The sequence below is a fragment of the Pantoea sp. LS15 genome (genome assembly GCF_012241585.1).
Classification (GTDB): Bacteria; Pseudomonadota; Gammaproteobacteria; order Enterobacterales; family Enterobacteriaceae; genus Enterobacter.
Genome location: NZ_JAAVXA010000018.1, coordinates 1 through 14,595, shown reverse-complemented (window position 1 = coordinate 14,595; position 14,595 = coordinate 1). Strand labels below are relative to the sequence as shown.

Here is a 14,595-nt window from a genome sequence, read left to right as displayed (position 1 = left end):
GGTTCAAGAGAGTATAGGTGATGGAGCGGTCTTTGCCCCTCACCTCACCCCTCTCCCCATGGGAGAGGGAAAAAGATCTTACTCGTCTTCCAGGTAGGTGTACCCGTACAGACCCGCTTCAAACTCTTCCAGGAACTGCTGCTGTAGTGCATCGTCCAGACCGGTGTTTTTCACCTGATCGCGGAACTGGGTTAGCAACGTTTTCGGATCCAGCTGAACGTATTCCAGCATGTCCGCCACGGTGTCGCCTTCGTCAGACAACTCCACTTCCACACTTCCGTCAGGGAAGACAAACACGTCAACCGCTTCAGTATCACCGAACAGGTTGTGCATGTTACCGAGGATCTCCTGGTATGCCCCAACCATGAAGAAGCCCAGCATTGGCGGGTTCTCCGGGTCGTATTCTGGCATTGGCATGGTAGTCGCAATACCATCGCCATCCACGTAGTGGTCGATAGCACCGTCGGAATCACAGGTGATGTCCAGCAGCACCGCACGACGTTCCGGAGCATGGTTCAACCCTTCCAGCGGCAGAACCGGGAACAGTTGATCGATACCCCAGGCATCCGGCATCGACTGGAACAGGGAGAAGTTGACGTAAATCTTGTCCGCCATACGTTCCTGCAGCTCGTCGATAATCGGACGGTGCGCGCGGTTGCTCGGGTCGAGCTGTTTCTGCACTTCATGGCACATGTTCAGATAGAGCTGTTCGGCCCACGCGCGCTCCTGCAGGCTAAAGTTACCAGAAGAGTAGCCAACGTGAATATCGTGCAGATCCATCTGGCTGTCGTGCAGCCACTCACGCAGGGAACGGCGCGTACCCGGTTCGTGCATCTCCTGCCAGGTTTCCCACATATTTTGCAGGGAACGAGGTGCATCAGCCTGCGGCGGCGTGGCTTCGGAAATTTCGCTACGCTCTACGCCGATAATGTTGGACACCAGCACCGTATGATGCGCGGTTACTGCGCGGCCAGATTCAGTGATCACCGTCGGATGCGGCAAACCGTGTTCTTCACACGCATCGCCAATCGCCCAGATGATGTTGTTAGCATATTCGTTCAGGCCGTAGTTCACAGAGCAGTCGGACTGAGAACGTGTGCCTTCATAGTCCACACCCAGGCCGCCACCCACGTCAAAGCACTGAATATTGACGCCGAGCTTGTGCAGCTCAACGTAGAAACGCGCGGACTCACGCACGCCGGTGGCGATGTCGCGAATGTTAGCCATCTGCGAACCGAGGTGGAAGTGCAGCAGTTGAATGCTGTCCAGACGACCGCGCTCACGCAGAATTTCTACCAGTTGCAGAACCTGGTTTGCCGCAAGGCCGAATTTGGATTTTTCGCCGCCGGAAGACTGCCATTTACCGGAACCCTGCGAGGCCAGACGCGCACGCACACCCAGGCGAGGCACCACATTCAGACGCTCAGCTTCTTCCAGCACAATAGCGATTTCGGTCATCTTCTCGATAACCAGATAGACCTTATGGCCCATCTTCTCGCCAATCAGCGCCAGACGAATGTATTCACGGTCTTTATAGCCGTTACAGACGATTACAGAACGGGTCATGCCCGCATGCGCCAGCACGGCCATCAGCTCTGCTTTTGAGCCCGCTTCCAGGCCAAGCGGTTCACCGGAGTGGATCAAAGATTCAATTACGCGGCGGTGCTGATTTACCTTGATAGGGTAAACCAGGAAGTAGTCGCCTTTATAACCATAGGATTCACGCGCACGTTTGAACGCGGCGTTAATCGAACGCAGACGATGTTGCAGGATCTGCGGGAAGCAGAACAGTGCAGGCAAACGCTGGCCCTGTGCTTCGCGGGCTTTCACCAGTTTGGCGAGATCCACGCGCGCTTCAGGGACGTCGGGATCCGGGCAGACGCTGATGTGGCCCAGTTCGTTGACGTCGTAGTAGTTATTGCCCCACCAGGCAATATTGTAAGTGCGCAGCATCTTGCTGGCTTCCTGGGAGCTCATCGCAACCTCCTGCATAGAACGTAGTACACCCTGTTCGCCCGCTGACGAAGGCGAAAAAGAAGACATGTCGTCAGACATAGCGAACCTCAACTCTTTGTATTAAGTGTAAAACAGTTGACTACTATCGCAGCGTTATACGGCGATAACAACCCATAAACGGCTCCGTTTCCCAGCAGAGTATGCTGAAATCCAGACCGTGCGACCGGTTTCTTATTCATATCATTGTAAAACACGTATCCGAACTCTGTATGACAAGGTTCGGCGAAACCACGAGAAAACTCTTGTATTAACAAGAGCGCCCTTGTTCAGTTTTCACAAAGCGTTACCGGCCCTGGAATCCTGAGAAGCGCCGAGATGGGTATAACATCGGCAGGTTTGCAGACTAGAAATGCGGGTTGCGGGAATCAAATGCGCGCCAGAACGGCTGCGCTGAATTAGCGGAAAACGATGGTTCATTATCTCGTATCACCTCCACGGCCGCTCCTGCTGAAACGGACCACAAGCCAAAGCTAAAAGTTCACTGCTTAACCCGGCTGGAAGTGGCGACACGATGAGTTCATCGAGCGCTTTTTTTGTATGAGCCGCGCGCCGCGTTTTATACCGAGAAGGGGGCTAAAAAGCAAAACAAAAATGCGCGTGTTGCCAGTACCGTCAGGAAAAATTTCCAGTAGCCTTTTCAACTCAGCGAGAGGTTAGTCAAAAAAAACTGGAAATCGGGTGAAGAAGTGACCTAAAATAGACGTCCAGATGTTAATCCATCCATACTGATTAACACTCAGACTGCCAGTGTCAAAAACCTGCAGGCCTTGGTAGAATTATCTCCTTTGGCTATTCTACACAGCAGCTTGAGCTAACCAAATTCCTCTTAGGTGAAATAAAACATGGCAAAACACCTGTTTACGTCCGAGTCCGTATCAGAAGGACATCCTGATAAAATTGCTGACCAAATCTCCGATGCGGTGCTGGATGCGATCCTGACCCAGGATCCAAAAGCGCGCGTAGCGTGTGAAACCTATGTCAAAACCGGCATGGTTCTGGTTGGCGGTGAGATCACCACCAGCGCATGGGTTGATATCGAAGAGATCACCCGTAACACGGTGCGTGAAATCGGTTATGTCCATTCTGATATGGGCTTTGATGCCAACTCCTGCGCGGTACTGAGTGCAATTGGCAAACAGTCTCCAGACATCAACCAGGGCGTGGACCGTGCCGATCCGCTGGAACAGGGCGCGGGCGACCAGGGTCTGATGTTCGGTTATGCAACCAACGAAACTGACGTGCTGATGCCAGCACCTGTGACCTACGCACACCGTCTGGTGCAGCGTCAGGCTGAAGTACGTAAAAACGGCACCCTGCCGTGGCTGCGCCCGGATGCGAAAAGCCAGGTCACCTTCCAGTACGACGATGGCAAAATCGTCGGTATCGACGCGGTAGTTCTGTCTACCCAGCATTCCGAAGAGATTGACCAGAAATCCCTGCAAGAAGCAGTGATGGAAGAGATCATCAAGCCAGTTCTGCCTGGTGAATGGCTGAGCTCAGCAACCAAATTCTTCATCAACCCAACCGGACGCTTTGTTATCGGCGGCCCAATGGGTGACTGCGGCCTGACCGGTCGTAAAATCATCGTTGATACTTACGGCGGCATGGCACGTCACGGTGGTGGTGCGTTCTCTGGTAAAGATCCATCAAAAGTTGACCGCTCTGCTGCATATGCCGCGCGTTATGTTGCGAAAAACATCGTTGCTGCAGGTCTGGCTGACCGTTGTGAGATTCAGGTGTCCTACGCTATCGGCGTAGCTGAACCAACCTCCATCATGGTTGAAACCTTCGGTACTGAGAAAGTACCTTCAGAACAGCTGACTCTGCTGGTGCGTGAGTTCTTCGACCTGCGTCCATACGGTCTGATCCAGATGCTGGATCTGCTGCACCCTATCTACAAAGAAACTGCTGCATACGGTCACTTTGGTCGTGAACATTTCCCATGGGAAAAAACCGACAAAGCCGCTCTGCTGCGTGAAGCTGCCGGTCTGAAATAATCGACTGACGGCGTTAAACAGGCCAGCCTTTGTGCTGGCTTTTTTTTTGTCGGCTGGTGGCTCAAAGCCGCACCCTATGTAATCGATTCCACCTCTATTTTCATGCTTTTCTTTCAGAACAATCTCTTTGCATGAGCATCTTTTTTCTGCCGTTACATTCCATTTAAGTTAAGTCTGAAATCTCGTCTTCCGCGATGCATATCACTCCGTTTACCTCTATATTTTCAACGCGTTAATATTATTGACGGTTATAAGTTAGTGTAAGCGATTACACCATTGTGATTAATCTCACATATTTTTGCGGGTCACTCACCTACCCTTAATATCAATAAAACTGATAACCCAACTGGAGGGCATAATGCCTGACAATAAAAAACAGGGGCGTACGTCCAACAAGGCGATGACTTTCTTCGTCTGCTTCCTCGCCGCCCTGGCAGGATTACTCTTTGGCCTGGATATCGGCGTGATAGCCGGTGCGCTCCCCTTCATCACCGATGAGTTTCAGATAAGTGCCCACACTCAGGAATGGGTGGTGAGCTCCATGATGTTCGGCGCAGCGGTTGGTGCAGTCGGCAGCGGCTGGCTCTCCTTCAAACTGGGCCGTAAAAAAAGCCTGATGATCGGCGCTATCCTGTTCGTGGCCGGTTCACTGTTCTCGGCAGCGGCGCCAAACGTAGAAGTGCTGCTGGTTTCCCGCGTGCTGCTCGGCCTGGCCGTAGGGGTGGCGTCATATACCGCCCCACTCTACCTGTCTGAAATTGCACCGGAGAAAATCCGCGGCAGTATGATTTCCATGTACCAGTTGATGATCACCATCGGTATTTTGGGCGCGTACCTTTCTGATACCGCATTTAGCTACAGCGGCGCATGGCGCTGGATGCTCGGCGTGATCATCATCCCGGCCATTCTGTTGCTGATTGGCGTTTTCTTCCTGCCGGACAGCCCACGCTGGTTTGCCGCCAAACGCCGCTTCGTTGATGCAGAACGCGTGCTACTGCGCCTGCGTGATACCAGTGCAGAAGCGAAAAACGAGCTGGAAGAGATCCGCGAAAGCCTGAAAGTGAAACAGTCCGGCTGGGCGCTGTTTAAAGAGAACAGCAACTTCCGCCGCGCGGTGTTCCTCGGCGTGCTGCTGCAGGTAATGCAACAGTTCACCGGGATGAATGTCATCATGTATTACGCGCCAAAAATCTTTGAACTGGCGGGTTACACCAATACCACCGAGCAGATGTGGGGTACCGTCATCGTGGGTCTGACCAACGTGCTGGCAACCTTTATCGCCATCGGCCTGGTTGACCGCTGGGGACGCAAACCAACGCTAACACTGGGCTTCCTGGTGATGGCTGTTGGGATGGGTGTGCTCGGCACCATGATGCATGTGGGCATTCACTCATCGTCAGCACAATACTTTGCCGTGGCCATGCTACTGATGTTCATCGTTGGTTTCGCGATGAGTGCAGGTCCACTGATCTGGGTGCTGTGCTCCGAAATTCAGCCGCTGAAAGGGCGTGATTTTGGTATCACTTGCTCAACCGCGACCAACTGGGTGGCAAACATGATTGTCGGCGCAACCTTCCTGACCATGCTCAACAGTCTGGGGAATGCCAACACATTCTGGGTCTACTCTGGTCTGAACCTGTTCTTTATTGTTCTGACTATCTGGCTGGTTCCAGAAACCAAACACGTTTCGCTGGAACATATAGAACGTAACCTGATGAAAGGTCGTCCGCTGCGCGAAATCGGCGCCCACGACTAATCCCCTCACGGGGAGGTGCCCCTTGCACCTCCCCGCTTCGCGTTTTATGCTCTGCCCCTATGAAAGCACCCCGTCTCCCCATTGCCATCCAGCAAGCCGTTATGCGCAGCCTGCGGGAAAAACTCGCCCAGGCGAACCTGAAGCTCGGCCGCAATTATCCTGAACCCAAACTCGTCTACCAGCAGCGTGGAACCGCAGCGGGTACCGCGTGGCTGGAGTCTTACGAGATCCGCCTTAATCCGGTGTTAATGATGGAAAACCAGCAGGCGTTCATCGAGGAAGTGGTTCCGCACGAGTTGGCACACCTTCTGGTATGGAAACACTTTGGCCGCGTCGCACCTCACGGAAAAGAGTGGAAATGGATGATGGAAGCCGTGCTCGGTGTTCCGGCTCGCAGAACCCATCAGTTCGAGCTGGAATCAGTACGACGCAATACCTTTTCTTACCGCTGCCAGTGTCAGCAGCATCAGCTCACCGTTCGCCGTCACAATCGCGTGGTGCGAGGCGAAGCAACCTACCGCTGCGTCAAATGCGGCGAACCGCTGATCGCGGAATAATCAGCTGAACTTTCAGGAACTTTTCTGATCTGACTGATTGCATACAGGAACAACATTCGTTACGTTGCGGGCTCGTTTTGACACGGAGTGTAAGATGTCCCGTAATTTCTCTCTCGCGGTCGCTTTTCTGACGACGGCGCTCTCAGGCCATGCTCTGGCCGACGGTATCAATAGTTTCTCTCAGGCTAAAGCCGCAGGTGTAAAAGTTAACGCGGACGTTCCCGGTGATTTTTATTGTGGCTGTAAGATTAACTGGCAGGGTAAAAAAGGGATCGTTGACCTGGAGTCCTGCGGCTATAAAGTGCGTAAAAACGAGAATCGAGCCAGCCGCATCGAATGGGAACATGTGGTGCCGGCATGGCAGTTTGGCCACCAGCGTCAGTGCTGGCAGGATGGCGGACGTAAAAACTGCGCCAGCGACCCGGTTTATCGCCAGATGGAAAGCGATATGCATAACCTGCAACCCGCCGTGGGTGAAGTGAACGGCGACCGCGGCAACTTTATGTACAGCCAGTGGAACGGTGGCGAAGGCCAGTACGGACAGTGCGGTATGAAGGTTGATTTCAAAGAGAAAGTTGCCGAGCCCCCAGCCCGCGCGCGCGGCAGTATCGCCCGCACCTACTTCTATATGCGTGACCGTTACGACCTCAACCTTTCGCGTCAGCAAACCCAACTGTTCAATGCATGGGATAAGCAATACCCGGTAACGGAGTGGGAATGCCAGCGCGACGAACGTATCGCCAGAGTTCAGGGGAATCATAACCCTTATGTCCAGCGGGCTTGCCAGGCGCAAAAGAGCTAACCTACACTAGCGGCAATTCGCTTACATCGCATGACTAATGGAATTTCTGACTATGCGCATTCCTCGCATTTACCACCCTGAACTGATTACCGCAGGTCGCGAAATCGCCCTGTCTGATGAAGCCGCCAACCACGTTGGCCGTGTGCTGCGCATGGGTGCAGGCCAGGCCATACAGTTATTTGACGGCTCTAATCAGGTTTTCGACGCCGAAATCACGCGAGCGGATAAGAAAAGTGTGCACGTAAATGTGTTACGTGGCGAAGTGGATGACCGTGAATCGCCGCTGCATATTCATTTAGGCCAGGTGATGTCGCGCGGTGAAAAGATGGAATTCACCATCCAGAAATCGATTGAACTGGGTGTAAGCCTCATTACGCCACTTTTTTCTGAGCGCTGTGGCGTTAAACTGGATGCGGAACGTCTGAACAAAAAGATCCAGCAGTGGCAGAAAATCGCCATTGCTGCCTGTGAACAGAGTGGCCGCAACCGTATTCCGGAGATCCGCCCGGCGATGGATCTGGAGGACTGGTGTGCTGAAGAAGAGAACGGGCTGAAGCTCAATCTTCATCCACGCGCCAGCGCCAGTATCAATACGCTGCCGCTACCCGTTGAACGTGTACGCCTGTTGATTGGCCCGGAAGGCGGCCTGTCGGCCGACGAAATTGCGATGACGGCACGTTACCAGTTTACTGATATTCTGTTGGGACCTCGCGTTCTGCGCACTGAGACAACGGCACTCACGGCCATTACCGCGCTACAGGTACGGTTTGGCGATCTGGGTTGAAGCATTAACGGAGAAGCACATGATAAAGCTCGGCATCGTGATGGACCCCATCGCAAACATTAATATCAAGAAAGATTCCAGCTTCGCAATGCTGCTGGAAGCACAGCGTCGCGGCTATGAACTCCACTACATGGAGATGAACGATCTTTATCTGATCAACGGTGAAGCTCGCGCACGCACCCGCATCGTTAACGTCGAGCAGAACTACGACAAATGGTATGAATTCGGCACCGAGCAGGATATCCAGCTTGCCGATCTTAATGTCATCCTGATGCGTAAAGATCCGCCGTTCGACACCGAATACATCTACTGCACCTACATTCTTGAGCGTGCCGAAGAGAAAGGCACCCTGATCGTCAACAAACCGCAGAGCCTGCGCGACTGTAACGAGAAGCTCTACACCGCCTGGTTCTCTGACCTGACGCCGGAAACCCTGGTAACCCGCAGTAAAGCGCAGTTGAAAGAATTCTGGCAAAAGCACGGCGATATCATCATGAAACCGCTGGATGGGATGGGTGGTGCGTCAATCTTCCGCGTGAAAGAAAGCGACCCGAACATTGGTGTGATTGCTGAAACGCTGACCGAACTCGGCACTCGTTACTGCATGGCCCAGAACTACCTTCCTGCCATTAAAGATGGGGATAAACGCGTTCTGGTCGTGGATGGCGAGCCGGTTCCTTACTGCCTGGCACGTATCCCGCAGGGTGGCGAAACCCGTGGCAACCTGGCGGCTGGCGGCCGTGGTGAGCCGCGTCCATTGACCGAAAGCGACTGGGAAATTGCCCGCCGCGTCGGCCCGACGCTTAAAGCCAAAGGTCTGATTTTTGTTGGTCTGGATATCATCGGTGACCGCCTGACTGAAGTGAACGTTACCAGCCCGACCTGCATTCGTGAAATCGAAGCGGAATTCCCGATTTCGATTACCGGAATGCTGATGGACGCGATCGAGAAACGTATCCAGAAATAACTTACTAATACTATTAGTGACAGCCCCACAGTTTGTCCGCATACTGGGCGCTGTCGCTTTTTAAACCAGGAAACAGTACCTCTGACAATGAATTTACAGCATCACTTTCTTATTGCCATGCCTGCTCTCCAGGATCCGATTTTTCGCCGCGCCGTGGTTTATATTTGCGAATACAACGAAGACGGTGCGATGGGTATCATCATCAACAAACCGCTGGAAAACCTCCAGGTTGAGGGGATTCTGGAAAAGCTGAAAATTTCGGCTGAAGCGCGCCTGCCGGAAATCCGGCTTGATAAACCGGTGATGCTGGGCGGACCTCTTGCAGAAGACCGTGGTTTTATCCTGCACACGCCGCCAGAGTTCTCTTCCAGTATTCGAATCTCTGACAATACTGTCATCACAACTTCACGCGACGTGCTTGAAACGCTGGGTACTGCAGAGCAGCCTTCTGAAGTACTGGTGGCGCTGGGCTACTCGTCATGGGAAAAAGGCCAGCTTGAGCAAGAGCTACTCGATAACGCCTGGCTTACGGCACCTGCGGACATGAATATCCTGTTTAAAACCCCTATCGCCGATCGCTGGCGTGAGGCGGCGAAACTGATTGGCATTGATATTCTGACTATGCCTGGCGTAGCGGGGCACGCCTGATGAGCGGAACACTTCTGGCCTTCGATTTTGGTACAAAAAGCATCGGTGTCGCCGTGGGTCAGCGCATCACGGGTACCGCCCGTCCGCTCGCGGCACTGAAGGCCAACGACGGCACGCCTGACTGGAATCTTATTGAGCGTCTGCTCAAAGAGTGGCAGCCGGATGATGTTATCGTTGGACTGCCGCTGAATATGGATGGTACAGAGCAGCCACTGACCGCCAGAGCGCGAAAGTTTGCCAATAAAATCCATGGCCGCTTTGGCGTTTCTGTAAAGCTTCACGACGAGCGTCTTAGCACTGTCGAAGCGCGTGCAGGCCTGTTTGAGCATGGGGGCTTCCGGGCACTCAACAAAGGCAGCGTAGACTCTGCTTCTGCCGTCATCATTCTCGAAAGCTATTTCGAACAGGGCTACTGAGCACAGGGAGCCTGAAGTCTCCCCTGTGCCCGCCTTTCTGCCAGGCTCTGGTCAAAGTTCTGCATCCCCACCTGTTGACCGGTTTGAATGATGCCGGGCAGTTGCCACGTTTTTCCTTCACGGATGAGATTCGCTGCGGCCGCTGTGTTCACCAGCAGTTCATACAGCGCCACGCGCCCGCCCTGTAGATCGGGGAGTAGCTTTTGCGCCAGTACCGCCCGCAGGCTGCCGGCCAGTTGATTACGCACCGGATCTTTCTCCTGAGCTGGGAACGTATCGACCAGCCGTTCAATCGCCTGAGATGCACCGCGCGTATGCAAGGTTGCCAGCACCAGATGCCCGGTTTCCGCCGCCGTCAGCGCCAGACGGATCGTTTCGCTGTCGCGCAGTTCCCCCAGCAGAATAATGTCAGGATCCTCGCGTAACGCGCTGCGTAGCGCCTCGGCGAATGACGGACTGTGCTGGCCAATCTCTCGCTGCTGTATCAGGCAGCGTTCACTCTGGTACATAAACTCCACCGGATCTTCGAGCGTCAGGATATGGCCGTCAGTATTACGGTTGAGAAAATCGACCATCGCCGCCAGCGTGGTGGATTTGCCGCTGCCGGTCGCGCCCGTGACCAGAATCAATCCGTTGTCGTTCGTCAGCAGTTCCGGCACAGCCCGTGGCACCCCCAGCGAAGCGAGTTGCGGACAGCTTCGCGGCAACAGCCGTAGCGTCACAGAGACCCCTTTCATCTGTTTAAAGGCACTGCCGCGCAAACGCTGGCCTCCTGCAATGGTTACGGCAAAATCCACCTGCCCGTTTGCCCACCATGCTCCCTGCTGCTCATCATTCAGCCACCCTTTTAACAATGCCTCGACATCAGGAGGCGGAAACGGTGCCGGTTCAAGACGGCCTAATCTACGCCAGCGAGGTGGCGAATCACTGCACAGGTGTAGATCGGAGACATTATGCTTTACACTAAGGGCCACAATTTCTTCCACATCCATAGACTACTCCTCGGAAAATGAACGACATTGCGCATAACCTGGCACAGGTCCGGGACAAAATCTCAGCTGCAGCAACACGTTGCGGCCGTGCTTCAGAAGAAATTACGTTACTTGCAGTCAGCAAAACTAAGCCTGCGAGCGCCATCGCAGAAGCAATTGATGCTGGCCAGCGGGCGTTTGGTGAAAACTATGTGCAGGAAGGCGTGGATAAAATTCGCTACTTCCAGGAACAGGGGATTACGGATCTGCAATGGCACTTTATTGGCCCACTGCAGTCGAACAAAAGCCGACTGGTCGCGGAACACTTCGACTGGTGTCATACCATTGACCGTCTGCGCATCGCTACCCGTCTGAACGAGCAGCGTCCGGCTGAAATGCCCGCTCTTAATGTGCTGATTCAGGTCAACATCAGTGACGAAAACAGCAAGTCCGGCATTGCCTTGGACGAACTGGATGCACTGGCCGCAGAAGTCGCCGAATTGCCGCATTTAACACTGCGTGGATTGATGGCAATACCGGCGCCCGAGTCAAGTTATGAAAGGCAGTTTGCCGTGGCACAGCAAATGGCTGTAGCATTTGAGGCGCTTAAAACGCGCTATCAAACGGTAGACACGCTTTCTCTGGGCATGTCGGATGATATGGAAGCCGCCATCGCGGCAGGCAGCACTATGGTGCGCATCGGTACGGCAATTTTCGGTGCGCGCGACTACTCAAAATAATAAGGAAACCTGAGGAACGCCATGAAGACGTTGACTTTCCTGCTCTCAACGGTCATTGAGCTGTATACGATGGCGCTTTTGCTGCGCGTCTGGATGCAGTGGGCCCGTGTTGATTTTTACAACCCATTCTCGCAGTTTGTCGTGAAAATCACGCAGCCTGTTGTCGGACCGCTGCGCCGTATTATCCCGGCGATGGGCCCCATCGACAGTGCTTCTGTGCTGGTGGCGTTTATTCTGAGCATTATCAAAGCGATTGTGCTGTTTATGGTCATCACCTTCCAGCCGATTATCTGGATTGCGGCGGTACTGATCCTGATTAAAACCGTCGGTCTGCTGATCTTCTGGGTGCTTCTGGTCATGGCAATCATGAGCTGGGTGAGCCAGGGTCGTAGCCCGGTGGAGTACGCGCTGATGCAACTGGCCGAACCTCTGCTGCGCCCGATCCGTAACCTGCTTCCGTCTATGGGCGGCATCGATTTTTCCCCAATGATCCTGGTTCTGCTGCTCTATGTGATCAACATGGGCATCGCTGAACTATTACAGTCCACGGGCGATATGCTGCTGCCGGGGCTGTGGATGGCGCTATGAGCGCCGTAAGCACCTGCGCTGACGGGCTGGTTTTGCGGCTGTATATTCAGCCAAAAGCCAGCCGTGACTGTATTGTTGGACTGCATGGCGACGAGTTAAAAGTCGCCATCACTGCCCCACCCGTTGACGGTCAGGCGAACGCGCATTTGACCAAATATCTGGCAAAACAGTTTCGCGTGGCGAAAAGCCAGGTCATCATCGAAAAAGGCGAACTTGGGCGGCATAAACAGGTAAAAATCCTCAACCCGCAATCTATCCCGACGGAAGTCGCGGCACTGACAGAACAGGACTAAACCATGCAGAAAGTTGTTCTCGCGACCGGTAATGCCGGTAAAGTACGCGAGCTGGCCTCGCTATTAAATGATTTTGGGCTGGATGTGGTTGCCCAGACCGAACTCGGTGTCGACTCCGCCGAAGAAACAGGCCTGACGTTTATCGAAAACGCGATCCTGAAAGCGCGTCATGCCTCGCAGATAACAGGCCTGCCCGCAATTGCCGATGATTCCGGCCTGGCCGTGGATGTTCTCGGTGGGGCACCGGGGATCTACTCCGCGCGCTATTCTGGCGTAGACGCAACCGATCAGCAGAATCTGGAAAAGCTGCTTGTCGCCCTGAAAGATGTGCCTGCCGAACAGCGTTCCGCGCAGTTCCACTGTGTGCTGGTGTATATGCGTCATGCTGAAGACCCAACACCCATCGTCTGCCACGGTAGCTGGCCGGGTGTGATTACTCGTGAAGCAGCAGGCAACGGCGGCTTTGGTTATGACCCGATTTTCTTTGTTCCGTCTGAGGGTAAAACCGCGGCGGAACTGACCCGTGAAGAGAAAAGCGCGATATCCCACCGTGGACGCGCACTGAAACTGTTACTGGAAGCATTACGTAATGGCTAATTTGCCACCTTTGAGTCTTTATATTCACATCCCGTGGTGCGTGCAGAAATGCCCGTACTGCGATTTCAATTCGCACGCGCTGAAAGGTGAAGTGCCACACGATGACTACGTTGCACATCTGCTGGCCGACCTGGATACCGATGTACCTTACGCGCAGGGACGTGAAGTTAAGACCATTTTTATTGGTGGCGGTACACCGAGCCTGCTGTCAGGTCCGGCGATGCAAACACTGCTGGACGGCGTGCGTGCGCGCCTGAACCTGGCAGCAGATGCTGAAATCACAATGGAAGCCAACCCCGGCACTGTTGAAGCTGACCGTTTTGTCGATTATCAACGTGCAGGCGTGAACCGTATTTCCATCGGCGTGCAGAGCTTTAGCGAGCCGAAGTTAAAACGTCTGGGGCGTATTCACGGCCCGGAAGAGGCGAAGCGTGCGGCAAAGCTGGCTACAGGGCTGGGCCTGCGCAGCTTTAACCTCGATCTGATGCACGGCCTGCCGGACCAGTCGCTGGACGAGGCGCTGGACGATTTGCGCCAGGCGATTGAGCTGAACCCACCGCATCTTTCGTGGTACCAGCTCACTATTGAGCCGAACACGCTGTTTGGTTCCCGCCCTCCGGTACTTCCGGATGACGACGCGCTGTGGGATATCTTCGAGCAGGGCCATCAGCTTCTGACCGCTGCGGGTTACCAGCAGTATGAAACGTCTGCCTATGCAAAGCCGGGCTACCAGTGTCAACACAACCTGAACTACTGGCGTTTTGGTGATTACCTGGGGATTGGCTGCGGCGCTCACGGTAAAGTGACGTTCCCGGACGGGCGTATTCTGCGCACGGCCAAGACTCGCCACCCGCGTGGGTATATGGAAGGTCGCTACCTGGAACGTCAGCATGACGTTGAGGCGGCGGATAAACCTTTTGAGTTCTTTATGAACCGTTTCCGCCTGCTTGAGGCTGCACCGCGTGCAGAGTTTGCGCTGTACACCGGATTGCCGGAGTCGGTGATTCGCCCGCAAATTGACGAGGCGCTGGCGCAAGGGTACCTCACAGAATGCGAGGAGTACTGGCAGATCACCGAGCACGGCAAACTGTTCTTAAACTCTCTTCTTGAGCTGTTCCTTGCTGAAGATCCCTGAAGGCTGATTCAGGATTTTGCATCCCGTTCTGCCAGCTGAGGGAAAGGCTGGCATGTCATTCGATTCTGGAACAGCGAACTCTGGAATGACGAAGAGGCTGTGTTAGAAAAGATCCTTGAGAGACTGCAAACACTTCCCGGCTATCTACCTGAAAGGGAGAGGGAACAAACCATCCCCTCACCCCTTTGGGGTGTACAGTCCGGGGACATGGTAGACAGGTGTTCGGGGACATAGTGAACACTTTTTAACATCCTTTACCCATGGTGATCGACTGTTTCCTCAGGTCGATCACCCCCACTTTCGTGCTGTACCACCACACTTCATAGCA

18 protein-coding genes and 1 pseudogene are annotated in these 14,595 nt (G+C 54.0%); 14 read left to right on the top strand and 5 right to left on the bottom strand.

The features are described 5' to 3' along the window. Positions 1–78: 78 nt before the first annotated feature. From speA to yqgG, 3 genes are all read right to left on the bottom strand, one after another. Positions 79–2,055 (bottom strand): biosynthetic arginine decarboxylase, encoded by a 1,977-nt coding sequence (speA, locus tag HED65_RS20200; protein WP_114979908.1) that lies wholly within the window; start codon positions 2,053–2,055, stop codon positions 79–81. A gap of 8 nt (positions 2,056–2,063) precedes the next feature. Continuing rightward, positions 2,064–2,195, bottom strand: coding sequence for an acid stress response protein YqgB (gene yqgB, locus HED65_RS20195; RefSeq protein WP_127312443.1), 132 nt, complete (start codon positions 2,193–2,195; stop codon positions 2,064–2,066). A 94-nt stretch (positions 2,196–2,289) separates the two neighbouring features. Then, positions 2,290–2,433, bottom strand: a complete 144-nt coding sequence (gene yqgG / locus HED65_RS23060) for a small protein YqgG (RefSeq protein ID WP_431603072.1) — start codon at positions 2,431–2,433, stop codon at positions 2,290–2,292. Positions 2,434–2,858: 425 nt separating this feature from the next. Here yqgG and metK point away from each other — a divergent pair, with 425 nt between their 5' ends. From metK to ruvX, 8 genes are all read left to right on the top strand, one after another. Continuing rightward, complete coding sequence (gene metK / locus HED65_RS20185; protein WP_114979907.1) at positions 2,859–4,013, top strand: methionine adenosyltransferase; 1,155 nt, start codon at positions 2,859–2,861, stop codon at positions 4,011–4,013. A 358-nt stretch (positions 4,014–4,371) separates the two neighbouring features. After that, the gene (galP, locus tag HED65_RS20180; protein WP_114979906.1) at positions 4,372–5,769 is read left to right on the top strand and encodes a galactose/proton symporter; all 1,398 of its coding nucleotides are present in this window, start codon (positions 4,372–4,374) and stop codon (positions 5,767–5,769) included. A gap of 59 nt (positions 5,770–5,828) precedes the next feature. Then, a complete protein-coding gene (locus HED65_RS20175) occupies positions 5,829–6,326 on the top strand; it encodes a SprT family zinc-dependent metalloprotease (protein ID WP_114979905.1) in 498 nt (165 codons plus the stop codon). A gap of 94 nt (positions 6,327–6,420) precedes the next feature. Beyond that, entirely contained in the window at positions 6,421–7,128 is a 708-nt protein-coding gene (gene endA / locus HED65_RS20170) for a deoxyribonuclease I (RefSeq protein WP_114979904.1), read from the top strand. A gap of 52 nt (positions 7,129–7,180) precedes the next feature. Further along, on the top strand, positions 7,181–7,912 hold the full coding sequence (gene rsmE / locus HED65_RS20165) for a 16S rRNA (uracil(1498)-N(3))-methyltransferase (protein WP_114979903.1): 732 nt from the start codon (positions 7,181–7,183) through the stop codon (positions 7,910–7,912). 19 nt (positions 7,913–7,931) lie between these two features. After that, positions 7,932–8,879 carry a glutathione synthase gene (gene gshB, locus HED65_RS20160; protein ID WP_114979902.1) on the top strand — a complete coding sequence of 316 codons (948 nt, stop codon included), beginning with the start codon at positions 7,932–7,934 and terminating at the stop codon, positions 8,877–8,879. An 87-nt stretch (positions 8,880–8,966) separates the two neighbouring features. Continuing rightward, a complete protein-coding gene (locus HED65_RS20155) occupies positions 8,967–9,527 on the top strand; it encodes a YqgE/AlgH family protein (protein WP_028018381.1) in 561 nt (186 codons plus the stop codon). Continuing rightward, on the top strand, positions 9,527–9,943 hold the full coding sequence (gene ruvX / locus HED65_RS20150) for a Holliday junction resolvase RuvX (RefSeq protein WP_114979901.1): 417 nt from the start codon (positions 9,527–9,529) through the stop codon (positions 9,941–9,943). The genes HED65_RS20155 and ruvX overlap by 1 nt, the downstream gene beginning before the upstream one ends. Here the strand turns inward: ruvX and HED65_RS20145 are convergent. After that, entirely contained in the window at positions 9,937–10,935 is a 999-nt protein-coding gene (locus tag HED65_RS20145; protein WP_114979900.1) for a type IV pilus twitching motility protein PilT, read from the bottom strand. The two genes, ruvX and HED65_RS20145, sit on opposite strands and share 7 nt — an antisense overlap. A 17-nt stretch (positions 10,936–10,952) precedes the next feature. Between HED65_RS20145 and HED65_RS20140 the strand changes: the two genes are divergently transcribed. From HED65_RS20140 to HED65_RS23055, 6 genes and pseudogenes are all read left to right on the top strand, one after another. After that, a complete protein-coding gene (locus HED65_RS20140; RefSeq protein WP_114979899.1) occupies positions 10,953–11,654 on the top strand; it encodes a YggS family pyridoxal phosphate-dependent enzyme in 702 nt (233 codons plus the stop codon). A gap of 21 nt (positions 11,655–11,675) precedes the next feature. Beyond that, complete coding sequence (locus HED65_RS20135; RefSeq protein WP_028018384.1) at positions 11,676–12,242, top strand: YggT family protein; 567 nt, start codon at positions 11,676–11,678, stop codon at positions 12,240–12,242. Next, complete coding sequence (gene yggU, locus HED65_RS20130) at positions 12,239–12,535, top strand: DUF167 family protein YggU (RefSeq protein WP_114979898.1); 297 nt, start codon at positions 12,239–12,241, stop codon at positions 12,533–12,535. Before HED65_RS20135 ends, yggU begins: the two co-directional genes overlap by 4 nt. Before the next feature lie 3 nt (positions 12,536–12,538). Then, a complete protein-coding gene (locus tag HED65_RS20125; RefSeq protein WP_114979897.1) occupies positions 12,539–13,132 on the top strand; it encodes an XTP/dITP diphosphatase in 594 nt (197 codons plus the stop codon). Next, positions 13,125–14,267 (top strand): radical SAM family heme chaperone HemW, encoded by a 1,143-nt coding sequence (gene hemW, locus HED65_RS20120; protein WP_114979896.1) that lies wholly within the window; start codon positions 13,125–13,127, stop codon positions 14,265–14,267. The genes HED65_RS20125 and hemW overlap by 8 nt, the downstream gene beginning before the upstream one ends. Positions 14,268–14,321: 54 nt before the next feature. Further along, positions 14,322–14,501, top strand: a pseudogene (locus HED65_RS23055) (hypothetical protein); the annotation flags it as partial. 10 nt (positions 14,502–14,511) lie between these two features. Here HED65_RS23055 and HED65_RS22805 read toward each other — a convergent pair. Then, on the bottom strand, positions 14,512–14,595 hold an 84-nt coding region (locus HED65_RS22805; RefSeq protein ID WP_223256819.1), incomplete at its 5' end, for a hypothetical protein.